This is a genomic window from Rheinheimera sp. D18, assembly GCF_004345025.1.
Classification (GTDB): domain Bacteria; phylum Pseudomonadota; class Gammaproteobacteria; order Enterobacterales; family Alteromonadaceae; genus Alishewanella; species Alishewanella metallidurans.
In genome coordinates, this window is record NZ_CP037745.1 from 738,808 (window position 1) to 763,090 (window position 24,283).

Here is a 24,283-nt window from a genome sequence, read left to right on the forward strand (position 1 = left end):
AAAATCATCTTTATGAATTGTTGAAATCAAACCTATAGTGGAAGCCGTCAGGTTGACTATCAGCTTGAGGAAAATAGCGCCCAGCCTATTGGGCTATAAGCAAAAGAAGGATATCGCGATGTCAGCTTACCAAGATGCAATACAACAGATAGCTCAGTTACGTCAGCAAAATGGTGCGGCATGGGCAGCCATTAATCCTGAATCAGCCGCTAGAATGCGCGCACAAAACCAGTTTCATACTGGGTTAGATATTGCTAAATACACTGCCAAAATTATGCGTGCTGATATGGCAGCATATGATTTAGATAGTAGCCAATATACACAATCACTCGGTTGTTGGCACGGTTTCGTAGGCCAACAAAAACTGATCGCTATTAAAAAACACTTTGGCACCACCAAACGCAAATACCTGTATTTATCCGGTTGGATGATCGCCGCACTGCGTTCAGAATTCGGGCCATTGCCCGATCAGTCAATGCATGAAAAAACGGCAGTGCCCGCACTAATTACTGAGCTTTATACCTTTTTAAAGCAAGCCGATGCGCGTGAACTTGGTGGTTTGTTCCGAGAGCTAGATGCAGCTAAAGCGCAAGCAGATAAAACTGCGGTTGCGGCAATACAATATAAAATTGATAACTTCGAAACTCACGTAGTGCCTATTATTGCTGATATTGATGCTGGTTTTGGTAATGAAGAGGCTACTTATTTGTTAGCGAAGAAAATGATAGAAGCCGGTGCTTGTGCCATTCAAATTGAAAACCAAGTGTCTGACGAAAAACAATGTGGCCATCAAGATGGAAAGGTAACCGTGCCACATGCCGATTTTTTAGCCAAAATTAATGCAGTACGTTATGCCTTTTTAGAACTTGGTGTCGACGACGGTATTATTGTCGCTCGCACAGACTCATTAGGTGCTGGCTTAACTAAACAAATCGCGGTAACCAATAAACCTGGTGATTTAGGCGATTTATACAATAGCTTTTTAGATGGCGACGTTATTAGTGGTGCCGATGATATTGCCAATGGCGACGTTGTAGTAAAAGCGAATGGTAAGTTATTAAAACCAAAACGTTTAGCCAGTGGTTTATTTCAATTTAAGAGTGGCAGTGGCGTTGACCGCGTAGTACTTGATTGTATTACCTCATTGCAGCATGGTGCCGACTTGTTATGGATTGAAACCGAAAAACCGCACGTCGGCCAGATTGCCGAAATGGTAAATCGTATCCGCGAGGTAGTACCTAATGCCAAGCTGGTTTACAACAATAGCCCAAGCTTTAACTGGACACTCAATTTCCGCCAACAAGTATTTGATGCATGGCAAGCCGCGGGTCGGGATCTTAATGCATATAACCGCGCGCAGTTAATGGGGGAGGAATATGATGCCAGCGAATTAGCGTTAGAAGCGGATAATCGGATACGAACCTTCCAAGCCGATGCGGCACGTGAAGCCGGCATATTCCATCATCTTATCACCTTGCCTACTTATCATACGGCGGCATTATCAACCGATAATTTAGCTAAAGAATACTTCGGTGCCGCTGGCATGTTGGGTTATGTTGAGGGTGTGCAACGTAAAGAAATACGCCAAGGTATTGCCTGCGTTAAACATCAGAATATGTCGGGTTCAGATGTAGGCGATGATCATAAAGAATATTTCTCAGGCGAAGCGGCGTTAAAAGCGGGCGGTAAAGATAACACCATGAATCAGTTCTAAATTAGTTATGAAATAAAGCGCAGTCAACGATATCTAACGTTAAACGCCAGCATTAAGCTGGCGTTTTTGTGACAACAAAATCGCGGCGCAATTATACGGTTACGCAAGAGGCTAAAAATTGTTAAACTGCTAAACAAATTACGTAGTGTGCAGTAAAAGCAGAGAAATTGGACAGCTAATGAAAAACACCTCTTTTAGTCGGCCTATCTTTAAGCGCCTTATATTACTCAGTTTATTTACGCTATTAGTGCAAGCTGGCCTGTTTATGGCGTTAAATCAGCCAGATCCTAATTACAATGATAAGCAGTTAGCTCGCCTTAGTGCTGACGCTACGTTAGTACAACGTGCAATAACGCCGTTGCTGCAAAGTAATAATAGTAGCGCTACCGAGCAGGTATTATTTCAAACGCGTAATGGCGATCCAACTAGAGCCTTATATTTATATCGCCAAGCAGAACGTGGTGATGTTGAACTTATTGCTAATACTAATAACGTACAAGGCTTTGTACCCCAACCACTTTGGACTGAGAGCGCTGAGCAAAATAATGAATATTTGGTGGTGCACCAGATTATAAGTTTAAAGCCAGAACAGAAAGCACTACTCATTTATGTACAACAACTCGATATTAAGCCGCAGTGGCCTTATGCCGCAGCTTTTGGCGTAAGTTTAGTGATTGGCTTGATACTAAGTTTGCTTTTTGCGTCAATTATTTCAGGCTTTTTTAGCCGCCGTATAAAACCGCTATTGCTTGGCACACATCAAGCTTTAGACAACGAGCAGTTTGATATCAGTGTCGATAGCCATGCACAAGATAGTTATGGCGTGCTTGGCAGTCATATTAATCAGTTGTTTCGTAAAATTGAGCAAGGTCATGCTGCGCTGGCTGAGTCAGAGCAAAATATTAAAAACCTTAAGCAAGAAGTGGACACGCGGATTAAAGAGCGCACCGATGCTTTAGAAACGGCAAAATTAACCGCTGAAAAAGCGAATGAAGCTAAGTCAACGTTTTTGGCAACGATGAGTCATGAAATCCGAACGCCAATGAATGGCATTATAGGTACTATAGATTTACTGCGTAAAACTCAGTTATCTACGTCACAGTTTCGCATGACAGACACGATACGCGAATCATCATTCTCATTACTGCGCATTTTAGATGATATTTTAGACTTCTCGAAAATTGAAGCTGGTAAGTTACAATTAGAAACGATACCGCTGTCATTGGTCGAAATTATTGAAGCCGTGGGCCGTATCTTAGTGTCGGTTGCGTATCAGCGACAAATCGATTTAAAGCTATTTATTGACCCACGTATTCCTTATGGTTTAGTTGGCGATCCGGTGCGCTTAAGACAGATTTTGTATAATTTGGCGGGTAACGCGATAAAGTTTACCCAAACCACGCCAGAGAAAATTGGTTTAGTCATTATTAAAGCTGATTTGCTAGAAGAGAATATGGATTTTAGCCAGATCCAGTTCAGTATTATTGATAACGGCAAAGGCATGACTCAGCGTCAAATTAGCTATGTTTTCCAACCGTTTAGTCAAGCTGAAGGCTCTATAACGCGCAAGTTTGGTGGCACAGGTTTAGGTTTATCAATTTGTCAGCGCTTAACGTCGTTAATGTATGGCGATATCAACGTTAAAAGCCAGGTTGATCAAGGTACGGAGTTTATTGTTCGCGTGCCTATGCGTCGCTCTGATGAAATTCAGTATCTTGATAAAGAACTATTACGTGATATTCATTTGTGCTTGTTTACTACCGACCCGCACAACCAAACGCATTTGACCGAGTACTTTGAATATGCCGATGCAGAGCTTGAAGTCGCCAATAGCTTTGAGGCTTTGTTGCAGCGCGCAGAGAATACCAAGCCCTTACCGCCAAAACAGGCAGCTGTTTGGGTCTTAGATGCAACTTACGAGCAAATTTCAGCGAACCAGATTGATCAGCTACAACAAATGCCGACTATGGGGCAGGTGCAGTTTGTTATTATTACTAACCAAGTTGAGTTATCTGAACGCAGTACAGACCGTGTCTATTATTTACATAGCTCGCCAATTTGCCGCAGTCATCTTTATGACGCCGTGCTTATCGCGGCCAAGCGTAAAGCTAAACCAGTATATGCTGGTGAAAAAATTACTGCGACTGCAGCACCGTCGATCGAGCAGGCTCGTAAGCAGCGTAAGCTAATACTACTGGCTGAAGATAACTTAATGAATCAGCGCGTTATTGTTGATCAGCTTAATGCCCTAGGTTATGCCGTTGAGGTTGCGGACGACGGTGCTATAGCGCTGGAAAAATGGCGCCAATTTCACTATCCACTTATTTTAACCGACTTGCATATGCCGAATATGAGCGGTTACGATTTAGCCAGTGCTATTCGTAAAGAAAGCCTGCATTTAAGTGAGGGTGCCGAATTTACGCGGATTGTTGCTGTAACAGCGAATGCGCTTAAAGGTGAAGAGCAAAAATGCCTGAGCATTGGTATGGACGGCTATATAACTAAGCCAATAGAGCTTGCCACGCTTGAAATTATGTTAACCCGTTGGTTGCCGCACAAGGCCGATATTAAAAAGCTTGTTAGTCTAAATAGTGAGGTTGCGCAGCAAGCTTCGCCTATTTGCTTTACTACTATAGCTAATTTTCTTGGCAACGATTCCAGTAAGCACGAAGAGCATTTAAACTATTTTGTTAAGCATGCTGCTGATTTACTTGCTACGTTAGCGACGCATTTAGAAAGCAATGATCGCAGCGGAGTTAGGGCTGTGGCACATCAACTAAAATCTGTAGCAAAAAGTATCGGAGCGCTAAGTTTATCAGAGCAAGCTCTCAGTCTTGAAACTGCTGCAGAGAATAGTGACTGGTCGGTAATTAAAGAATACAGCCGAGTAATCCAAGAAAAATATCAAGATGTGGTAAATTACGTCAAGCAGCGTTATTAAGGTAAAATACACATTAAACCGGCATAGCGGTGGCGGTTTAGTGTGTAATTCGCACTTATTGTATAACTAATAAGCTAACAGTACTTGCTTGATAAAATATCTGTTGACTTAATATCGTAAAATCCGTTTAATACGACCCGCGTTGCCCAGATAGCTCAGTCGGTAGAGCAGCGGATTGAAAATCCGCGTGTCCCTGGTTCGATTCCGGGTCTGGGCACCATTAATTAGGTGCTAAAGTTGTTAAGTGTAAAATTAGAGCAACTTTTTCTATAACGTAGTTTGCCGCTTTAGCTCAGTTGGTAGAGCAACTGACTTGTAATCAGTAGGTCATCCGTTCGACTCGGATAAGCGGCACCATTTACGTAACACAGTTTTGCCCAGATAGCTCAGTCGGTAGAGCAGCGGATTGAAAATCCGCGTGTCCCTGGTTCGATTCCGGGTCTGGGCACCATTACAGCGAAAGCCAGTCATTTGACTGGCTTTTTTGCTTTTTAATCTTATATCGCATAAAAATCGATTGCCTGAAATAGGCAAAACGGCACATCTTTGTTAAGCTCAGGCGCGATAAAACAACAAGAAACAGGGAGCTCTTCGATGAAACACGTACTTAGTATTCTAGCGGTATCTTTGCTAGCCGCTTGTGGCGGTGAGCCAAACACGGCTACTGTAACCGAACCGAATAATGTAACTATGACTGAAACTACAAAAAACGCGCTAACTTACCCGCAAACAGCCAAAGGTAAAGTAGTTGATAGCTATTTTGATAATAAAATTGCTGATCCTTACCGCTGGCTTGAAGATGATCGCAGTAAAGAAACTGAAGCTTGGGTTAAAGCACAAAATAAGGTCACTTTTGATTACTTAGCTACTATTCCCTATCGTGAAACAATAAAGCAAAAATTAGCCGCGTCATGGAATTATGAGAAAATCAGTGCGCCGTTTAAAGAAGGCAAATATACCTATTTCTATAAAAATGACGGCTTACAAAACCAGTATGTGCTCTATCGCCAATTAGACGATGGTAGCAGTGAAGTGTTTTTAGACCCGAACACCTTTAGTGCTGATGGCACCACGTCATTAGCTGAAACCAGCTTTTCTAAAGACGGTTCTAAACTTGCCTATTCTATTTCAGAAGGTGGCAGTGACTGGCGCAAGATCATCGTTATTGATGTTGAAACTAAACAGAAATTAGAAACCGAACTGGTTGATGTAAAATTCAGTGGTATTAGCTGGTTTGGTAATGAAGGCTTTTATTACTCGAGTTACGACAAGCCCGATGGCAGTGAGTTGTCAGCTAAAACTGATCAACATAAGTTGTATTATCACCAGTTGGGCACAGCACAGAAAAATGACCCAGTTATTTTTGGCGATACTGACAGCGAAAAGCACCGTTATGTTGGCGCTTCTGTAACTGAAGATGACAAATATTTGCTGATTACAGCAGCGGTTTCAACGTCAGGTAATAAGCTGTTTTTAAAAGATTTAACTAAGCCAGATAGCGCGCTAGTTACTATTTTAGATCACACTGATTCAGATACCCGTTTATTGGATAACGATGGTAGCAAGTTGTATTTAGTTACCAACCTAAACGCACCTAATAAGAAGGTGGTAACGGTAGACGCAGTAAAGCCTCAGCCTGAATATTGGGTTGACTTAATCCCGCATACTGAACATGTGTTAAGTGCATCTACCGGTAGTGGTTTTATTTTTGCTGAGTATATGGTTGATGCCATTGCTAAAGTGCAACAGTACGATTACAGCGGCAAGTTGGTGCGTGATGTAGAGCTGCCAGGTGTAGGTAGTGTCGGTGGTTTTAGTGGCAAAAAGCAGGATGCTAATCTGTACTATACCTTTACCAATTACACGACAGCACAAACGATTTATAGCTTTAACCCGGCTTTAGGTGATTCAAAGGTTTATAGTAAATCAGGTGCTAATTTTGACAGCGAAAACTACGTGTCAGAACAGGTATTTTATAGCTCAAAAGATGGCACTAAAGTGCCTATGATTATTAGCTATAAAAAAGGCTTAAAGCGCGACGGCACTAACCCAACCATATTGTATGGTTATGGCGGCTTTAACGTTAGTTTAACGCCAAGCTTTAGTATTCCTAATGCAGTATGGCTAGATATGGGCGGCGTATATGCTGTGCCTAATCTACGTGGTGGTGGCGAATACGGTAAAGCATGGCATCAGGCTGGTACTCAGTTGCAAAAGCAAAACGTATTTGATGACTTTATTGCTGCCGCTGAATACTTAGAAAAGCAGGGCTATACCTCAAGCAACAAATTGGCTATTCGTGGTGGCTCTAACGGCGGCTTATTAGTTGGTGCAGTAATGACCCAACGGCCAGACCTTGTTAAGGTTGCACTGCCAGCGGTAGGCGTAATGGATATGCTGCGTTACCATACCTTTACCGCAGGCGCTGGCTGGGCCTATGACTATGGTACTAGCGAGCAAAGCCAAGAAATGTTCGATTACTTACGTGGTTATTCACCGGTGCATAATGTTAAAGCGGGGGTTTCGTACCCTGCAACTATGGTGACAACGGCCGATCACGATGACCGCGTAGTACCGGCACATTCATTTAAGTTTGCTGCAGAGTTACAAGCCAAAGACGCCGGTACAAACCCGCAGTTAATACGCATTGAAACTAATGCTGGCCACGGTGCAGGTACGCCGGTATCGAAACAAATTGAGCAAATGGCCGATATCTTTAGCTTTACATTATATAACATGGGCTATAAACCACTACCGTAAATAGGTGTTGTTTTAGTTGTTGTTACAATTAAACCCCGCCCTTGTGGCGGGTTTTGTCTTGGTTTTATGCTGTGCGGTTATAGCCATAGTGTTGTATTGCCGCTGGCTTAGTTTTACACTGTTTGCCCTTTTTGAAAACTGCGTTGTAGCACTATTGTTTTGCGCTTAACGTAACGTAATTACTCACCCAGTTAACACCACATCGGAGCAGGACTATGACAAAAAAAGTAGTGATCCTAGTACTAGATAGCTTTGGTATTGGTTATGCACCCGATGCGGCTAAATTTGGTGATGTTGGTGCGAATACTTTCGCTAGTATTGCTAAGGTGTTTCATCAGCAAAAAGGCCGGCAGTTAGCCTTGCCTAATTTAGCTAGGTTAGGCTTAGTTAAAGCGGGCACAGCGGCTTCGGGTGGCGTACAGGCTGATATAGCAGACACTGAGCAACTACTCGGTGGTTATGGTTATGCGCGTGAGCTTAGCAGCGGTAAAGATACCCCTAGTGGGCACTGGGAAATGGCTGGTGTACCCGTGTTATTTGAATGGGGCTATTTTCTTGATAAAACCCAGAGTTTTCCTGCCGCACTGATAGACGAATTATGTCGGCGCACTGGTGTGCCAGGTATTTTAGGTAACTGTCATGCTTCAGGCACCGATATTTTAGTAAAACTGGGCGACGAGCATATTAAAACCGGTAAACCTATTTGCTATACCTCGGCGGACAGCGTATTTCAGGTAGCCGCGCACGAAACGCACTTTGGCTTAGACCGCTTACTCGATTTTTGCTTGGTAGCGCGTGAATTACTAGATAGTTACAACATCGGCCGTGTTATTGCTCGGCCGTTTTTAGGCGACAATGCAACTAATTATGCTCGTACCGGAAACCGACGAGATTACTCGGTACTGCCACCTGCAGCTACAGTATTAGATAAGTTAACTGCTGCTGGCGGTAAGGTAGTTAGCATTGGTAAAATTGCCGACATTTATGCGCACCAAGGCATTAGTAGCAGTATTAAAGCCACCGGTTTAGCCGATTTAATCGACACCACCTTGACGCAAATGGCACAGCAAGTAGACAATAGTATTGTATTTACTAACTTAGTGGATTTTGATCAAAACTTTGGTCATCGCCGCGACCCTATTGGCTATGGCGAAGCTTTAGAATACTTTGATCAACGTTTACCTGAACTGATGGCGGCCTGTGCGCCTGATAGCTTGTTGTTGCTTAGCGCGGATCACGGTTGCGACCCTACTTGGCATGGCACTGAACATACGCGTGAGTATATTCCGGTGCTGGTGTATAAACCGGGCATGCAGCCAGTAAACTTGGGTGAGCGCATGAGCTTTGCTGATATAGGCCAAACGCTGGCTGACTATTTTGGGCTGGACGCTATGGCGTACGGCGATTCATTTTTAACTTCGATTAATTAAGAGACTTTTATGGCTACTCCGCATATTAATGCAGCAGCAGATGCTTTTGCGCCAACCGTATTAATGCCAGGCGATCCACTTAGGGCAAAACATATAGCCGAAACCTATTTAACTGACGTGGTATGCGTAAATACGGTGCGTAACATGTTGGGTTACACCGGAACTTATAAAGGTAAACCAGTTAGCGTGCTGGGCTCTGGCATGGGCGTACCGTCTATCTCTATATATGCAACTGAGCTGGTTAAGTTTTTTGGTGTAAAAAACATTATTCGTATTGGTTCTTGTGGTGGTTTGCCGCTAGATGTAAAGGTACGAGATGTCGTCATTGGTATGGGCGCCAGCACCGATTCTAGTGTGAACCGCAACCGTTTAGGCGGCTTAGATTTTGCTGCTATTGCTAGCTTTAATCTGCTAGAAAAAGCCGTCGTTGCCGCCCGAGCCAAGCAGATTGACGTTAAGGTAGGTAATGTTTTTACCTCTGACTTATTTTATAACCCTAACCCAACCTTATTTGACACCTTAGAAAAATATGGCGTGTTGGCAATAGAAATGGAAGCTGCCGGTTTATACGGTGTTGCCGCCGAGTATGGTATTAACGCGTTAGCCATTTTCACCGTGAGCGATCATATTCGTACCGGTGAGTCACTGAGTGCTGAGCTGCGCCAAACCAGTTTTAATGAAATGGTTGAAGTGGCGCTGGGCTGCTTATAATTTTTGCGTTAGCCAATGTGTAGGGCAGGGTATGTCATTATCAACAAATAAAATGTTTTACGTGTCGTGGGAGTCGTTTCACCATGCCACTAAAGAGCTGGCACATCGGCTGCTAGGTAAAAACTATACCGCTATTGTTGCAGTAAGCCGTGGTGGTTTAGTACCCGCGGCTATTTTAGCTAGAGAGCTGAATATTCGTGTTATTGATAGTATTTGTGTTGCCAGCTACCAGCATGATAAACAAGGTAAGCTAAGTATTTTAAAAGCGGCGAGTTTGCAAGATGATGCTAGTTTGCTGATTGTTGACGATCTGGTTGATACCGGTGAAACTGCCAGGGTCTTGCGTGAGCATTTCCCCAAAGCGAGCTTTGTTACCGTGTATGCTAAACCGCAGGGTAAACCCCTAGTTGATTACTATGTTGCTGATATAGAACAAGATACCTGGATCCAGCTACCTTGGGATATGGAGCTTGCCTATAGCAAGCCACTGGTAGATAAGTAAGCTCGGTTAAGACGCTGTATTAGTGCTACTGATACAGCTTTTCTGCAATATATAACTCTTCAACTTTCTGCCGTGCCCAAGGTGTTCTGCGTAAAAATTTTAGACTGCTTTTAACCGAAGGGTCTAGTTTAAAACAGTTAATATCAATCTGTTTAGCCAGTTCTGTCCAGCCAAAATGCGTAACTAGTGCAGTAACAATTTGCTCTAAGGTTACGCCATGTAATACGTTGTTAGGTTGCGACATACCCAGCTCCTCGTTTATAGGCAAAAAAATAGCCATACAATGATGGCTATTATAACAAAACCAATGCTTATAAGCGCTCTAATACTGCGGCGGTAAAGTCTGTAGTGCCAAAGCTACCGCCTAGATCGCGAGTCGTGCGATCGCCAGTGGCAATAACATCGGCCAGTGCTGCGCGAATTTTCTCTGCCTTATCTTGTTGGCCTAAATATTCTAACATTTGAATAGAAGCTAAAATAACTGAGCTTGGGTTAGCTAAGTTCTTGCCAGCAATATCGGGCGCACTGCCGTGTACCGCTTCAAAAACTGCGCAGTCAGTGCCAATGTTTGCGCCAGGTGCCATACCCAAACCGCCAACTAAACCCGCACATAAGTCAGATAAAATATCGCCGAATAAGTTAGTGGTAACAATAACGTCAAATTGCTGCGGGTTCATCACTAGTTGCATACAGGCGTTATCGACAATCATTTCTTGGGTTTCAATGTCGGGATAACGGGTTGCCACTTCACGCGCGGTTTTTAAGAATAAACCCGACGTTGATTTTAAGATATTGGCTTTGTGTACTATGGTTACTTTTTTACGTTTTTCACGGCGTGCTGTTTCAAAAGCAAATACCGCAATACGCTCTGCGCCCTCGCGGGTAATAATGCTGGTGGCTTCCGCTACCATGCCATCAGCAGACACCACCTGACCATGGCCAGAGTACATACCTTCGGTATTTTCTCGGATCGTAATAATGTCAATATTCTCGTAGCGAGCTTTAGTGCCCTTAAACGAAATGACTGGGCGCACATTGGAATACAGATTAAATTTTTTCCGTAACGTGACATTAATCGATGTAAAACCATCACCTACTGGCGTCGTTAGTGGGCCTTTTAGCGTGATCTTATTACGCGCAATAGCATCTAATGTGGCTTGTGGTAGTAATTCGCCGGTTTTTTCTAGTGCAGTTAAACCCGCGTCAACATATTCGTATTCAAATTCACAGCCAACTTTGTCTAGTACCTGAATGGCGGCTTCAACGATGCTTGGGCCAATGCCATCGCCTTTAATGACAGTAATAATTTGCTTGCTCATGGGGATCCTTAGCTGTCGTACTACATAGATACAGAAGGCCCAGAACGGGCCATAAACGGCGCAGAATATAGCATTTTTCGGCTATTCACGCCAGTTTACGGTACTGTTGCGACAGCAGTAACGATTATACTCTGTATAAGTAAGATAAATGGTGTAGTAACGCTATAAGCTAAGTTGTAGCGGACAATAACATTGGCAATGGCTAGCTAACTGCAGTAACCAGTTTGATAAATTATGGTTAAGCAGCTGGCTTTGTTGTGCACGGCTTATTAGCGGTGGCAATTGTTGCGGTATTTGATTAGTTAGCACGGCTATACCGCTATACCAAGCCAGCTGCAGCGCTAAACTTTGTTGGCTATTAGGTAGCGTTTTTTCTGCTTGTAGCCAGTGCTGTGCTGCCGGCTGCCATTCACTAAGGTTGTACTGTCGTAGCAAGCCAAAAACCAGTTGCTGAGTGTCTGGTTTTTGGTAGTGGTTATCGGATATACGTATACGAAAACCGGTTTTAGTGCGCACGAGCAAGGCCGATGCATAACTTGTATTGTCCAGCCATAGTGGCGCGCTAATGCACAATGATAAAGCTTGCCAGTAGGCAATGCTGTGTTGTTTAGCTGGCAAGAGCACACTAAGTGCATACGCCACAATAGCGCTAAACTGTTGTAGTACCAGCTGGTTAGGCTGGTGTAATTGCATTAGATTGGCGTGTAGCTCAGCTTCGGTCAAAATGTGCGGTAATTGGGTTCGGCCAAGTAAATTTAGCGCTAAATGTAAATCAACAACTTGAGTCTTAAGCCGGTTTAACTGGCTTGCTCTTGCTAATACTGTGATACCAAGAGCCGCAGACTGACGCAGATAATGTTCAATATCTTTATTATCGGCAGCAAATAGCTGATAAATTTTGGCGTTACTAATTAAGTCTGTATTGTCTGTTAGATGATCATCAGTTACTGCATTATCTAACGCGGCTGGTAAGGTTAAATAGCATAAAATATGCTGCAGCAAACGCAATTCATACTCACTGTTACTTAGTGCGATACGTATACCTATGCGTTGCAGCAACGGTTCTGATCCTTTGCGATTATCGCTTAAGTATTCTGCCTGGGTAAGCACCAAACTTAACGGGTTTTGCAACCAACTTGCTTGTTTACGCTCGCTTGGGTAGCAGCCGGCTAGTACGGTTAATAACGAGGTGTTTTGACCATTTAATTGTAGCAAGCGCGCAGCCGCTAAGGCAGGAAAAGGCAATAAACTCGGCCATTGTTGCTGTTGTGGCATAGCCCGCACCAAGATACTACAAAAAGCAGCCTGTAATAGTAATCGCCAAATTGGCTTAGGCCATTGATAATGCTGGCATAACAGCAAGGTTAGCTCAATTTTCTCTACGCTAGGTGGTAGGTCAGCATGCTCCTTTAGCAAGCTTAGGCTGTTATCAACGAGGCTTAAGCGCAGCGTTGTGAGTTGTTGGCTTAATTTCAGCAGGTTGGTTGTGTCGGCAAGCTTAGCGATATGAGCGGTACTTTGTTGCAGCAAACGTTGATAGCGCAACCAGTCGACGTTATGGTTTTGCACTGGTGGTCGCTGCCTGATACTGCGAAGTTGCAGCATCACCAATCGCAATTAAGCGACGATTTTTAAATAATAATGCGGTGCATTCATCGGCAGTGGTAATACCGTCAGCTTTACTGCGATGGGTACGATAATAAAGTATCTGATATAGCACCTTGCCTTGTTGTTGGGCAAAGGTAATATCCGGAGCGCCTAACCGCGCTAATACTTGCTGCTGTAAAACAGTGTCATTAAGCTGATATTTACTAATTATTTTATGGTTAAACACTTCACGATCGGCCCAATTCATTTGCTCAACATCATCTTGATACCACAACAACACCGCCGCAGTAAGCAATACGTATACAACTAAACCGAACATAATGCCGCTAAATTTGCCGAATCGAAGTTGAGTATGAGTTAAAGCGGTTAGCCATTGCATATCTAATGAGCCTGCGGGTTAATACGCATTTCTTGCAGGTTCAGCCCAAGTTGTACATCGGTTCTTAAGGTTAAAAGCTGCATAAAAATTTTGATTTGCTCTTTGTGTTGTAAAATTTTTTCACGTAGTTTTTTATGGCAATCAGGGTGTTCCAAAGCGTCGGTTAAGGTTGCACCTAATGCCAGTAAATCGTGAGCACCTTTGGGGCCAATACCGTTTACACCAGGAATATGGTTAGTACTATCGCCGACTAAACTCCAATAACGCACCAGTTGTGCTGTGCTAACGCCAAACTTTTGCTGCACACTGTCTTCGTCATGAAATTGGCGTAAAAACGGGTCATAAATATGAATATTGTCAGCAAGTAGCGGTAAAAAACCTTTGTCGGTAGACACTATAGTTACTTGCTGCCCATGTTGTGCCAGTTTAGTCGCGACAGAGGCAATAATATCATCGGCTTCATATTCGTCTTGTTCTACGCTATTAATGCCGATAGTACTGGCGCAATGCTTTAAACCCACAAGAGCATCAGCCAATATCGCTGACATCGGTTTGCGGTTAGCTTTATAGTCAGGATATAGCGCCTTACGCCACTGGCTGCCACGACCATCAAACACCAATAGTGCATGGCTGGGTTTTAGGTCGTGTTGTAGCCGCGTTAGGGCTTGGCGCAACATATTTTCGGTATTATGCACAATTTGTATTTTAGTGCTTTCTGCTACGTCATCTTGCAATGGTAAATACGGCCGCTCTTGAACCGCATATAACCGCCGGATTAAGTTAAGCGCATCAATAAGTAGCAGGTGTACCATTTAACGTACAACCTTATAGCAAGGTTCATATTTACTACCGGGTAGTTTCATTCTGCCTTGATTAACAAAAGCTTGTAATAAGTTATCCATCATTTGCATTAACTTAGGTTCACCGCTTATTTGAAATGGCCCTTGCTGACGAATAGCTTTAATGCCGTCATCTTTTACATTGCCGGCGACAATACCCGAAAATGCGCGCCGCAGATTAGCAGCCAGTGTTGCGCTGTCTTGATCCAAGTGCAAGTCGAGTGCGGCCATATTCTGATGATTTGGGATAAAAGGTTGCTGAAAACCCGGTTCAATTTTCAGCGTCCAGTTAAAGTGATAAGCATCGCCTACCGATTTACGGTAGTGTCGCACCGCTATCGTGCCTTGTTTCAGCTTACGCGCTACCTCTGGTGGGTTATCAATAATAATTTCAAATAGGCTTAACGCTTCTTTACCTAAGGTATTTTCAATAAAGTTAGAAATATCATTAAAGTAAGCTTCGCTTTGTTTGGGGCCTGTTAAAATGATAGGTAGAGTTTGTTGGCGGTTGTCTTGGTGCAACATAATGCCTAACAGGTACAGTAATTCTTCTGCTGTGCCAGCACCACCAGGAAAGATAATAATACCGTGCGCCACACGAATAAAGGCTTCAAGCCGTTTTTCAATATCTGGCAAAATAACGAGCTCATTAACAATGGGGTTAGGTGGTTCAGCCGCAATAATGCCGGGTTCGGTTAAGCCGAGGTAACGGCCTGTGCTGCGGCGTTGTTTATTATGGCCAATGGTCGCGCCTTTCATTGGACCTTTCATGGCGCCTGGGCCGCAGCCAGTACAAATATCCATGCCGCGTAGGCCAAGTTCGTAGCCCACTTCTTTGGTATATTTATATTCTGCTTCGCTGATGGAGTGGCCACCCCAGCACACGATCATATTAGGTTCATTGCTGGCGTCGATAACTCGGGCATTGCGTAAAATATCAAATACCGTATGGGTAATATGGGCACCGTTGTTTAAATCTAACCAGCTTTTGTCGCTTTGCAAGCGGTTGTGATAAAACAGAATGTCGCGCAAAACGGCAAATAGGTGTTCATGTATACCTTTAATAATCTCGCCGTCAACAAAGGCACTTGCTGGCGGATTAAATAACTCAATTTTAATGCCGCGCTCTCGGCTTATTAAATTAACCGCAAAGTCTTGGTACTGCTCATAAATTTCTGCTGAGCTGTCGGTATGGCTGCCAACGTTAAGTACCGCTAGGCAGCAATTACGAAATAATTTAAATGCTTCGCGCTGGGTATTTTGTTTTAAATGGTCGACTTCTAATTGTGATAATAAGTCCATTGACCCTAGTGGGTTTAGCTGCACATGCATATGTGCTCCTTAATGTATTAACAACACCCGCTGTTACTTAGCGGGTTTAAGTATTACTTTGTCTCGGCCGGATTTTTTCGCTTCATATAAAGCTTCATCGGCGCGGTCAAAAGCACTGCGGCTAGTATCGTTACTGCTAAATTGGGTCGCACCAAATGAAATAGTAATAGGGACACTAACATTTTTAAATTTAAACGGAATTTTACGAATTTTTTCACGAAGCATATTTAACGGCGCTTCTACTTCGCTAAGCTCACTTTCCGGGAATAGAATAATAAATTCTTCGCCGCCGTAGCGGGCAATAAAATCGGTTTCACGCAAATGCAGTTTTAATGCCTTGGCGATAACCTGTAAGGTTTTATCGCCTGCGCTGTGGCCATAGTTATCGTTAATGCTTTTAAAGTGGTCAATGTCGGCTAATGCCACACACAATGGCTTGTTATAGCGCTGAGCCCGTTTAATTTCTAACTGGTAGCGCTCGTCAAAGGCGGCGCGGTTTGCTATGCCGGTTAGCGCATCTTGCAAACTACGGAAGTTTTGATCAGAAATACGTTTTTTAAAGGTTAGCGCATCGGCTTCTAGCTCATTTAACCGTGCTTCCATGCTGTCCAGTGTGCTAAGCAAGCTTTGTCTATCTTGTTGCTCTAGCTTATCTTTTGCGCGCATTGAATTAGCAATAGCCGACAATTTGTCACTTACTAAGGCTTTTAATTGTTCTAACGAGGTCGCACGTTGGCTAGCTGCACCTAAATGGGTAATTTGCTGCTCTATTTGCTGGTTTAGCACCAGCATTTTTTCTTGTAGTTCAGAAGAGGTGTTTAGCGATGAAACAACGGCTTGTTGCACACTAGAGAGTGCGTCATTTAGTTTTAGTAAAAAATGCTCCGCTGACTGCCGCTCTTGGTTAATGCTGGTAATGATAATGCTAATGGTTTTAAGGCAAGCTTCTAGCAACACATCAATGGTTAGGTTGCCAAGTAAGCTAACCCGAATTTTATCCATTTCAGTGGCGCAGTCATCGGCAAACGCCAGCTCACTAAGTAAGTTGGTTAGCTCAATGCTTATTTTGCGGCAAGTATGGCTATAGCGATCATCGTCTGCGTTGTCACCAGTGAGTTGTTGCTTCGCCTGTAAAGCCTGCTGATACAGCTCGGTCAGATTATTTATATGTGGTAAGAAGGCGTGAACTGTCGCTGATGGCGTTTCCACCTTAGTTAATAAGTCGCGTAAATCACGGCGTAACTGATCAGGTAAGCCTTTTTGTTTTTGCAGTAATTTACCAGCATCAGTTAAGCCCTGCTGCACTTTTTGCACATCAGTTTGGTGCTTAGCTTCAAACTGCTTTAAGGTTTCACTGGTGCCTTCTATAAATGGCAGCAGTTTTTCTAAGTCAGTACCGCGATTTAGCTCAGTGCGTAATTTAGCCAAACGGTTATCTAGCTCAACATCGACACCTTTACACGCTAATGACAGTCGGGCAACAAACTGCGCCAGTATTTTAAACTGTGCTTCGTAAGTGTCTTCAAGCACTTTACGCGCTTTAAGGGCGTTGCTTAGTTGTTTTTTCGTGTCATCTTGCAAGGGCATCACCTGCCTGCTGTTTATTAAATAGTTGTTTAAACATAAGTATATCGACTATCGCTATAAATGCGATATCTGATTGTCTAGAAATGAAGTTTTTGTTAAAACCGAGCTGGCAAACACGTTACGGTAGGCAAAACGCCTACCGGGTTAGCATTGTATAATAATGCGAATTATCTAGATTACTGGCGGCTTAAACGAATCGCCGGAGGAGTATAAGGTGCGCTAGCACGCCATGGGTTAATATCTAAACCGCCACGCCTAGTATAACGCGCGTAAACGGCCAAAAAGCTTGGTTGGCAACGCGTCCAAATATCACTAAATATACGCTCAACGCATTGTTCGTGAAATTCATTGTGGCCACGAAAGCTGATCAAGTAACGTAGCAAGCCTTCATGATCGATGGCTTTACCACGATAGTGGATATACACACTTGCCCAATCAGGCTGAGAAGTAATTAAGCAGTTTGATTTTAATAAATGCGAGTGTACACGTTCGTCTACAACATCTGCATCCGGCTGTACCTGCAACAAACTTGCGTCATATTGGTATTGATTAACTTCAATATCCAGCTCGTCGATACAACGCCCAGGGATCCAGGTTGGTTGAAACGCCATAATTTCATTAACATTATGTAGGCTTACTTTTACCGGTTTGCCGGCACAAGCTGATAAATCTGTATGTAAATGCTTATAAACCTTACTTAAATCAGTAAATCTGCTTTGGTTAAAGCTATTTAGGTATAACTTAAACGATTTAGACTCAATTAAGTTTTCTGAGTCATACGGCACCACAAAGGTCGCTAAAGCCACCATGGGTTTACCTTTGGCATTAAGCCAAGATAGCTCATAACCGTGCCAAATATCCTGACCAATAAAAGGCAGAACAGTCGTGTTTATGCCTATATCGTCGCGGCCTAAACTACGCGGTACCGCTTGTAATAAACTGGCATCATATTTATCAGCATAGGCGGTTACTTTACCTAAGCTTAGCCCAGCAAGAATATCGGATTGGCTTTGACTCATGTCGGTTACTGTTATCACTGCAAGGTTAACGATACAATGACGCTAGTTTATCATAAAGTATGACGGAAGGTCGCGTGAGTCTGGCAAGCAATTACTCTCAGTTTATTCATCAAGCGTTGCAGTGGCATCAACAGCAACAAAGCGTGCTAACAACTTGGGTTGATACGGCAAGCCCTTCGCCATGTCAGCACGGCGATATTATCGATAACAATGTAGCGTGGCAGCCAGTATTACAGCAACCGAGCGCCGATTTCACTAATGTTGAACAGGCGCTTGAGCTTACACTGCATGATGATATTAAAACCTTCTATAGCCAGCACTATGGTGCTGGCTTAGCGGCTGAACATCAGCGTGGTAAGTTAGCCTTGCTAATGGTGTGGAATAACGATGATTTGAAGCGGCTGCAAGAAAATATTATCGGTCACATTATGATGAAACGGCGGTTAAAACAGCGTGAAACCGTATTCTTTGCCACCACAGAAGATGACGCTGTTTTACTCTCTGTACTAAATAGCAGCGGTGAAGTGTTCGTTGAACATGTTGGCCAAGAAGTCTCAGAAAAGCTCGCTGACAACTTGGCTGAGTTTTTTACCCAGTTAACGCCGTGCCATTACGATGAGCTTTGACAATCCCAAGCGATATTACTCAGCAGCCTACAGCTATCACATTTAAAATCAAAAATGTCATGCATAGGTTGTACTAAACGCCAATTTTTGCCACATCCAGGGCAGGTTTTATCTGCTTCTGCTGAGCAATTAGTGCTGGTGCCGCTATACAACGCATAAAAAACCGGTATGCCGTTTGTGAGCTCCAGTTGCTTTGCCAGCTTTCTACCTTGCTTATTCAGTGTGCTATGCAACTGCTGCAGGCTTCGCTCTGCGGTTTTATCTAGTACACGAGTGTGCTGCATCTGAATTTCATCTAATGCTTGATACTGCAGCTGCCAGCGGATCAACTGTTCATGATCTGGCTCCGATGTCTTTAACTGATACAAGGCTGTAGGCGCAAAATGTTCGCCGCAGCGCAGTGGCGAGCAGGTATCGCTAAATCGAGTATATAAAATATAACTTTTGGCTTTAGCGCAGGGATCGGTATGAGGTGACATTAAATCCATTCCCAATACGTGCAATTGCGGATAGGCCAGCCCTGCGTTGCCAAGCTGCTGTAACGCGGTATTACCTAGTTTGCTGTGATACTTAGCTAATAAGGCGTGCTCATCGGGGATTACAATACGGCTACAAAAACGATCTTGCTGCCAGGCAGTAGGAAACTCGCGGCCTAATATTTGGCCGTTAAAAATCAGCTTTTCAATATAATGGCGAATGGCTGATTCCGCCTGAGCAAAATTGGTATCGGCAATAATTTTAAATTCTAGCTCGGCCACATACATATTTAGTTGTCCAACTTGCTGAGTAATAAATCAAGCTTCGCTTCAATTCTGGCTAAGGTTAGCTCTAGTTCCCTCGATGAGGTTTGAGGTGTTATTTCAGTTTGTGGCACAGCAATGTTTACGTCAGTGGCAATAACAGGGTTAGCTCGCCAGTGTTGATAAGCACTAAACAATTGTTGTGGCGTAATGCGGCCGGCTAAGCGGGCACGAAATAAGGCCAAACTGGGTGTTTTACCTTCGTACTGCAGTTGCGCGGCTATCTGCTGTAGCAATGTTACTGGATCTGTCATTAGTATTGCCGAATTGACTAACAAGTAGCGAAATTTACCATTGTTAGCGCAGCAATAGTAGAGTTAACTTTATAAGTTGCTGTTTTCAAATTAATTAATGTTTGGCATGCGCTTTGCTGTATGTATTTTAACAAATAGTATTAAGCCGCAAAGGCTTAGTTTTTATTAAAATAAACAGGAAAATTATTATGTTAGCTAAATTTTTAGTCGCGGCAACTTTGGCGATAACGTTAACAGGGTGTGTAGTAGCGGTGGGTGGTAAGCACGAATTTGATGATGAGAGCAATTGGCAAAAAACTCAGCGTTATAACCAAGACCAAGTTAATCAGTTGGAACTGGACAGGTCGCTACAAGATATTCGTAACCTAATGGGCGCCCCTGATTTTAGTGAATCGTTTAGCAAAGATGGTGAGACGGTGCAGGTATTGTTTTATCGTACCCATCATGTAAAAAGTGATGGCAAAACCACAAAGGATGAATGTACAGCACTTATTTTTAAACAAAATAAATTAGTAGGTTGGGGCGATAAAGCCTATCAATATTTATAAAGTGATTAGCAATTCGGCAGTGAATAGTGGTGGTGGGACAGCAGTAAGGTGTTGTATTTGTCAACGACTAACCTTGCTGTTATTGTGGATAATATATCGACAATAGAACAAGGGATCGTTATGTTAACTGAATTAAATACGGTAGAGCTAGAACGACTAAAAGCCATATTACTTACTGCTGACGAGCTAAAGCTTGCCGCATCGCTATTGTTTCAGTCTTATCATGATGACCCGTTGTTTATGGAGATTTTTCGCGCAGAAAAGCCAGACTATGAACAGCGCTTACGTGCCGCAATTCGTGAAGAACTAAATGCCTTTTGGCAAGCTAAGCAGCCAATTATTGGCCTATTTCAAGGTGAGCAATTGTATGGTGTGGCCTGTGTTATAACACCAGACTCAGGCATCGGCTCTAATCGGCTTTGGCATTGGCGTTTAAATATGTTGCTAACCGCAGGCTATGTTTCTACCAAGCAATTACTAGAAAAAGAACAAAAAATTCATGCAGCAATTCCCGCTGAGCGCTACCATATGTTGGCATTTATTGCCGTGGCACCGAAACAACAGCAATTAGGATTGGGGCATTACCTGGTACACGCGGTTGACTCTATTGTTGATAAAGACGAAACATCAGAGGGTATTGGCGTGTTTGTTACGCTAGAAAAATATAAAGCTTTCTTTGCGGATGATAAATATCAAACGGTCACTGACTTAGCATTTAATACCGTAAGTGGCACCCTGATGTTTCGGCAAAGACAGCCATTATTGGCTAGATAGCAAGGTAAGTGGTATGCAAAAATTTAATAGTTTCGCTGAATTTTATCCTTATTACCTTAGCGAACACCGCAGCCCTATATGTCGTGCATTACACTACATTGGTAGCAGCTTAGTACTGGGGGCATTGCTATTAATGCTAGTAAGCCAGCAGTGGCGCTATTGGTGGCTATTACCGCTAATGGGTTATGGCTTTGCGTGGGTGGGACATTTAGTATTTGAACACAATAAACCCGCTACCTTTAAATATCCGTTTTATAGCCTAGCCGCCGATTGGGTGATGTTAAAAGATTTCTTAACCGGGCAGTTAAAACATAAGCTACCCAGTTAAATAGGCGGGGTATTAGTTAATGCGATAAGCAGGCAAATTAAAGGCTGCTAATCGCATACCATTAAGTTGTAATTCTGCTTGATAGCGGCTTTCACCATCACCGCTAAAATCGACCTGATAAAAAGTAATAAAGCGCAGCCGGCCATTGATTTTTTTAAAGCTATGGCCTGAGCGGCCGCAATCTAGCATTTGTAATTGCTGTTGCTGGCATAACTGGTTTGCGACCACAATGGCGCGTTCATCTTGCTTGCGCTGTAACCAAAAAGCATAACAAATTGTGCTGATAATCAGCAATAGTAATACTGAACCCATACATCTCTCCATAGGCTAATGTCTGATCATGCTGTTAGTTAGATGAATTTACAAGGGCTGGCTGCGGCTATTGCTTATGGTAAACTACAGCGCATTAAATGAGGTAGTTATGTCAGATGTAGTTGAGTCGTTACTAGCAGCGTTAGAGACCGAGCTTAAACAGTTACAATATTGGAGTGTGTTACCGCCATCGGCAAAGGCTATGGCCAGCAATCTGCCGTTTTGTTATGACACGATGACACTGCAGCAATGGTTGCAACATGTGTTTATTCCACGCATGCGTGCGCTACTAGAGTCAGAACATCCTCTACCGAATAAGATTGGTATATCGCCAATAGCAGAGCAAGCCTTTAACCCTGCAGATAAACGTGTGGTGCCATTACTGACTATTATTGCCAAGCTAGATCAAACTCTTTGTGGTGCAACATGAGTTCAGCTGTACCTTTTGCATTAACCGAACTGCTTAAGATTATTTATCAAGATGAGCATATTGTCGCGGTAGATAAGCCTAGCGGTATGCTAGTGCATCGCTCATTTTTAGATAAACATGAAACCGTGTTTGTAATGCAAACGTTGCGTAACCAGATTGGCCAGCATGTGTTTCCGGTGCATCGTTTAGATAGGCCGACTTCCGGCGTGCTATTGTTTGCTTTATCTAGTGAGGTAGCGCGCTTCCTCAGTGAGCAGCAAGAGAAAAAATTTTGGCGCAAGCATTACCTTGCTGTTGTAAGAGGTTTTTTGCCGCAAGGTGGCGAGCTAAATTATGCGCTCAAAGAACAATTAGATAAAATTGCTGACAAATTTAGTCGCGATGACAAGGCCGCGCAAGAGGCTATCACCCGTTATCAACCGCTAGCACAAGTTGAGTTACCTATTGCGGTAAGTAAATACCCAGCCGCGCGTTATTCGTTAGTTGCACTGCAGCCAATAACCGGACGTAAGCATCAATTGCGTCGTCATTTAGCCCATTTACGCTACCCCATTGTTGGCGATACTAGCCATGGCGATGGCAAGCATAATGCGTTGTTCAAAGACCATTTTAATTGTCGCCGCTTAATGCTAATTGCGAAACAGCTACGGTTACCGCACCCGGTTACGGGCGAGTTATTAATACTTAATGCCAGCCTCAATGAGCTAGAGCCTGTGTTTAGCCAGTTTGGCTGGCCAATAGATGATGATTATTACCAACAACAATTCACTACGTTTTTTTCGGAGGATAAATGGCAAAAATCGCCCTAATGGTAGGTACTGTTTATGGTGCTGCCGAATATGTTGCTGAACAGGCACTGCCGTTATTAGCTAGTTTTGACCACGAGGTTAGTTTTTATAATGACGCCAAACTCGATAACGTATTAGCATTTGATGCCGATATTTGGCTGGTTATTACCTCAACTACGGGTGATGGCGATATTCCAGATAACCTGTTTCCATTCTATTTGGAGTTACAAAACCGCTTCCCATTATTAACCGGTAAGCGGTTTGCTGTGGTTGCACTGGGAGATAGCAGTTACGATACATTTTGTGGCGCCGGCGAGCAGTTTAGAAGCTTGCTGCTAGAGCTACAAGGCACCGAGTTAGCGCCTATGCTGCGTATCGATGCGGGTGAAACCCTAGAGCCAGAAACGCTAGCTTTACCGTGGTTAGAGCAATGTTTTTCGGCTGTTTAGCAATATTTATCTAGTTTGTTGTAGGCTTTGGCTCCTGGCGCTTTAAGTGCTGGATCATTTTGTGCAGCCAGCTTGTCTACCCACATTGCTGTAGCGCCGCAAACGGCTATTGGCATAACAAATAGGTTAAACAAAGGGACCATGCAGGCAATATTAACGGTAATGCCAAAGGCAAAGCTGGTGCTTGGTTGGCTGCGCAGTTGTTGTCGCATAGTACTAAAACTAATTTTATGGTTGTCGTAAGGGTAATCAACATACTGAATTGCCAGCAACCAGCTGGTAAATAAAAACCATAAAATTGGACCAATAACCGGTAAAAATAAAAATAGAACAAATAGTACAATAGCCCGTGGTGCGGCATAAATAAATTTTTGCCACTCGCGGCCCAACAAACGCGGCACATCTTTTAAAAAGCCCGCTATGCCAATGTCGGGTACGGTTTTACCGCTTAAATGCGCTGCTACTTTTTCACTTAACAAACCATTAAAGGGCGCGGCAATAAAGTTAGCCAGCATAGTAAAGCTATAAGCTAAGCCCAGTACTAAGGTCATTACACCAAGTGGGATCAACAGATATTCAAGCCAGTGTAGCCAGCTTGGCAAATATTGCTGTATAGCGCTAATCAGCAGGTTGACTTGCTGCAGTAAAAAATAAAAGGCAAATGAAAACAACACTAAATTTATGCTTAGCGGTACTAATACAAAACGTTTTAAACCTTTGGTGTGGATCAAACTTAAGCCACGAAAAAAATAGTACATTACAACCTCAATCTGTAATAGCTTGCCAGCTTAGTTGGTAGTATAAGGCACGACCGTGCGAGATAGGTCGGTGAG

The 24,283-nt window shown here is 43.3% G+C and carries 25 protein-coding genes and 3 tRNA genes; 16 read left to right on the top strand and 12 right to left on the bottom strand.

Features of this window, described 5'->3' with window-relative positions:
- The first annotated feature begins 118 nt into the window (after window positions 1-118).
- The 9 genes from E0Z06_RS03525 to gpt all read left to right on the top strand — a co-directional run bounded on the left by E0Z06_RS03525 (window position 119) and on the right by gpt (window position 10,058).
- Entirely contained in the window at window positions 119-1,714 is a 1,596-nt protein-coding gene (locus E0Z06_RS03525; protein WP_132581944.1) for an isocitrate lyase, read from the top strand.
- Between the two features lie 178 nt (window positions 1,715-1,892).
- Complete coding sequence (locus E0Z06_RS03530; RefSeq protein WP_132581946.1) at window positions 1,893-4,655, top strand: hybrid sensor histidine kinase/response regulator; 2,763 nt, start codon at window positions 1,893-1,895, stop codon at window positions 4,653-4,655.
- A gap of 144 nt (window positions 4,656-4,799) precedes the next feature.
- A tRNA-Phe gene (locus E0Z06_RS03535) sits at window positions 4,800-4,875 on the top strand.
- A gap of 61 nt (window positions 4,876-4,936) precedes the next feature.
- Window positions 4,937-5,012, top strand: a tRNA-Thr gene (locus E0Z06_RS03540).
- 18 nt (window positions 5,013-5,030) lie between these two features.
- Window positions 5,031-5,106, top strand: a tRNA-Phe gene (locus tag E0Z06_RS03545).
- Window positions 5,107-5,249: 143 nt separating this feature from the next.
- Window positions 5,250-7,415, top strand: a complete 2,166-nt coding sequence (locus E0Z06_RS03550; RefSeq protein WP_132581948.1) for a prolyl oligopeptidase family serine peptidase — start codon at window positions 5,250-5,252, stop codon at window positions 7,413-7,415.
- A gap of 215 nt (window positions 7,416-7,630) precedes the next feature.
- Entirely contained in the window at window positions 7,631-8,845 is a 1,215-nt protein-coding gene (locus E0Z06_RS03555) for a phosphopentomutase (protein ID WP_132581950.1), read from the top strand.
- 9 nt (window positions 8,846-8,854) lie between these two features.
- Window positions 8,855-9,556, top strand: a complete 702-nt coding sequence (gene deoD, locus E0Z06_RS03560) for a purine-nucleoside phosphorylase (protein ID WP_132581952.1) — start codon at window positions 8,855-8,857, stop codon at window positions 9,554-9,556.
- A 31-nt stretch (window positions 9,557-9,587) separates the two neighbouring features.
- Window positions 9,588-10,058 carry a xanthine phosphoribosyltransferase gene (gene gpt / locus E0Z06_RS03565; RefSeq protein ID WP_132581954.1) on the top strand — a complete coding sequence of 157 codons (471 nt, stop codon included), beginning with the start codon at window positions 9,588-9,590 and terminating at the stop codon, window positions 10,056-10,058.
- A gap of 25 nt (window positions 10,059-10,083) precedes the next feature.
- On the opposite strand, the gene E0Z06_RS03570 is transcribed toward gpt, so the two are convergent.
- The 8 genes from E0Z06_RS03570 to queF all read right to left on the bottom strand — a co-directional run bounded on the left by E0Z06_RS03570 (window position 10,084) and on the right by queF (window position 18,141).
- On the bottom strand, window positions 10,084-10,302 hold the full coding sequence (locus E0Z06_RS03570; RefSeq protein ID WP_132581956.1) for a VF530 family protein: 219 nt from the start codon (window positions 10,300-10,302) through the stop codon (window positions 10,084-10,086).
- A gap of 67 nt (window positions 10,303-10,369) precedes the next feature.
- Window positions 10,370-11,377, bottom strand: a complete 1,008-nt coding sequence (locus tag E0Z06_RS03575; protein ID WP_132581958.1) for an isocitrate dehydrogenase — start codon at window positions 11,375-11,377, stop codon at window positions 10,370-10,372.
- A gap of 162 nt (window positions 11,378-11,539) precedes the next feature.
- On the bottom strand, window positions 11,540-12,946 hold the full coding sequence (locus E0Z06_RS03580; RefSeq protein WP_132581960.1) for a hypothetical protein: 1,407 nt from the start codon (window positions 12,944-12,946) through the stop codon (window positions 11,540-11,542).
- On the bottom strand, window positions 12,933-13,364 hold the full coding sequence (locus tag E0Z06_RS03585; RefSeq protein ID WP_132581962.1) for a DUF3192 domain-containing protein: 432 nt from the start codon (window positions 13,362-13,364) through the stop codon (window positions 12,933-12,935). The genes E0Z06_RS03580 and E0Z06_RS03585 overlap by 14 nt, the downstream gene beginning before the upstream one ends.
- Window positions 13,365-13,366: 2 nt before the next feature.
- Window positions 13,367-14,176 carry a flap endonuclease Xni gene (gene xni, locus E0Z06_RS03590; RefSeq protein ID WP_132581964.1) on the bottom strand — a complete coding sequence of 270 codons (810 nt, stop codon included), beginning with the start codon at window positions 14,174-14,176 and terminating at the stop codon, window positions 13,367-13,369.
- Window positions 14,177-15,535, bottom strand: coding sequence for a nucleotide 5'-monophosphate nucleosidase PpnN (ppnN, locus tag E0Z06_RS03595; RefSeq protein ID WP_132581966.1), 1,359 nt, complete (start codon window positions 15,533-15,535; stop codon window positions 14,177-14,179).
- Between the two features lie 33 nt (window positions 15,536-15,568).
- Entirely contained in the window at window positions 15,569-17,122 is a 1,554-nt protein-coding gene (locus tag E0Z06_RS03600; protein ID WP_165907369.1) for a GGDEF domain-containing protein, read from the bottom strand.
- A gap of 176 nt (window positions 17,123-17,298) precedes the next feature.
- Window positions 17,299-18,141 carry an NADPH-dependent 7-cyano-7-deazaguanine reductase QueF gene (queF, locus tag E0Z06_RS03605; RefSeq protein ID WP_132581970.1) on the bottom strand — a complete coding sequence of 281 codons (843 nt, stop codon included), beginning with the start codon at window positions 18,139-18,141 and terminating at the stop codon, window positions 17,299-17,301.
- 74 nt (window positions 18,142-18,215) lie between these two features.
- Between queF and syd the strand changes: the two genes are divergently transcribed.
- Entirely contained in the window at window positions 18,216-18,767 is a 552-nt protein-coding gene (gene syd / locus E0Z06_RS03610) for a SecY-interacting protein (RefSeq protein WP_132581972.1), read from the top strand.
- Here syd and E0Z06_RS03615 read toward each other — a convergent pair.
- Both E0Z06_RS03615 and E0Z06_RS03620 read right to left on the bottom strand, forming a co-directional pair.
- Entirely contained in the window at window positions 18,752-19,531 is a 780-nt protein-coding gene (locus E0Z06_RS03615) for a DUF2310 family Zn-ribbon-containing protein (protein WP_132581974.1), read from the bottom strand. The genes syd and E0Z06_RS03615 overlap by 16 nt on opposite strands.
- A 2-nt stretch (window positions 19,532-19,533) precedes the next feature.
- On the bottom strand, window positions 19,534-19,821 hold the full coding sequence (locus E0Z06_RS03620) for a hypothetical protein (protein WP_132581976.1): 288 nt from the start codon (window positions 19,819-19,821) through the stop codon (window positions 19,534-19,536).
- Window positions 19,822-20,009: 188 nt separating this feature from the next.
- On the opposite strand from E0Z06_RS03620, the gene E0Z06_RS03625 reads away from it, so the two are divergent.
- From E0Z06_RS03625 to E0Z06_RS03635, 3 genes are all read left to right on the top strand, one after another.
- Window positions 20,010-20,369 (top strand): DUF3192 domain-containing protein, encoded by a 360-nt coding sequence (locus tag E0Z06_RS03625; RefSeq protein ID WP_132581978.1) that lies wholly within the window; start codon window positions 20,010-20,012, stop codon window positions 20,367-20,369.
- Between the two features lie 120 nt (window positions 20,370-20,489).
- Complete coding sequence (locus E0Z06_RS03630) at window positions 20,490-21,143, top strand: GNAT family N-acetyltransferase (protein WP_132581980.1); 654 nt, start codon at window positions 20,490-20,492, stop codon at window positions 21,141-21,143.
- A 13-nt stretch (window positions 21,144-21,156) separates the two neighbouring features.
- Complete coding sequence (locus tag E0Z06_RS03635) at window positions 21,157-21,471, top strand: DUF962 domain-containing protein (protein ID WP_132581982.1); 315 nt, start codon at window positions 21,157-21,159, stop codon at window positions 21,469-21,471.
- A gap of 12 nt (window positions 21,472-21,483) precedes the next feature.
- On the opposite strand, the gene E0Z06_RS03640 is transcribed toward E0Z06_RS03635, so the two are convergent.
- Complete coding sequence (locus E0Z06_RS03640; RefSeq protein WP_132581984.1) at window positions 21,484-21,783, bottom strand: DUF3301 domain-containing protein; 300 nt, start codon at window positions 21,781-21,783, stop codon at window positions 21,484-21,486.
- 109 nt (window positions 21,784-21,892) lie between these two features.
- Here E0Z06_RS03640 and E0Z06_RS03645 point away from each other — a divergent pair, with 109 nt between their 5' ends.
- From E0Z06_RS03645 to E0Z06_RS03655, 3 genes are read left to right on the top strand one after another with little or no spacing between them, the layout of a single operon-like run.
- Window positions 21,893-22,213, top strand: a complete 321-nt coding sequence (locus E0Z06_RS03645) for a YqcC family protein (protein ID WP_132581986.1) — start codon at window positions 21,893-21,895, stop codon at window positions 22,211-22,213.
- Complete coding sequence (truC, locus tag E0Z06_RS03650) at window positions 22,210-23,022, top strand: tRNA pseudouridine(65) synthase TruC (RefSeq protein ID WP_207903138.1); 813 nt, start codon at window positions 22,210-22,212, stop codon at window positions 23,020-23,022. Before E0Z06_RS03645 ends, truC begins: the two co-directional genes overlap by 4 nt.
- On the top strand, window positions 23,004-23,450 hold the full coding sequence (locus E0Z06_RS03655; RefSeq protein ID WP_132581987.1) for a flavodoxin: 447 nt from the start codon (window positions 23,004-23,006) through the stop codon (window positions 23,448-23,450). The genes truC and E0Z06_RS03655 overlap by 19 nt, the downstream gene beginning before the upstream one ends.
- On the opposite strand, the gene cysZ is transcribed toward E0Z06_RS03655, so the two are convergent.
- Complete coding sequence (gene cysZ / locus E0Z06_RS03660; RefSeq protein WP_132581988.1) at window positions 23,447-24,208, bottom strand: sulfate transporter CysZ; 762 nt, start codon at window positions 24,206-24,208, stop codon at window positions 23,447-23,449. The genes E0Z06_RS03655 and cysZ overlap by 4 nt on opposite strands.
- Between the last annotated feature and the right edge of the window lie 75 nt (window positions 24,209-24,283).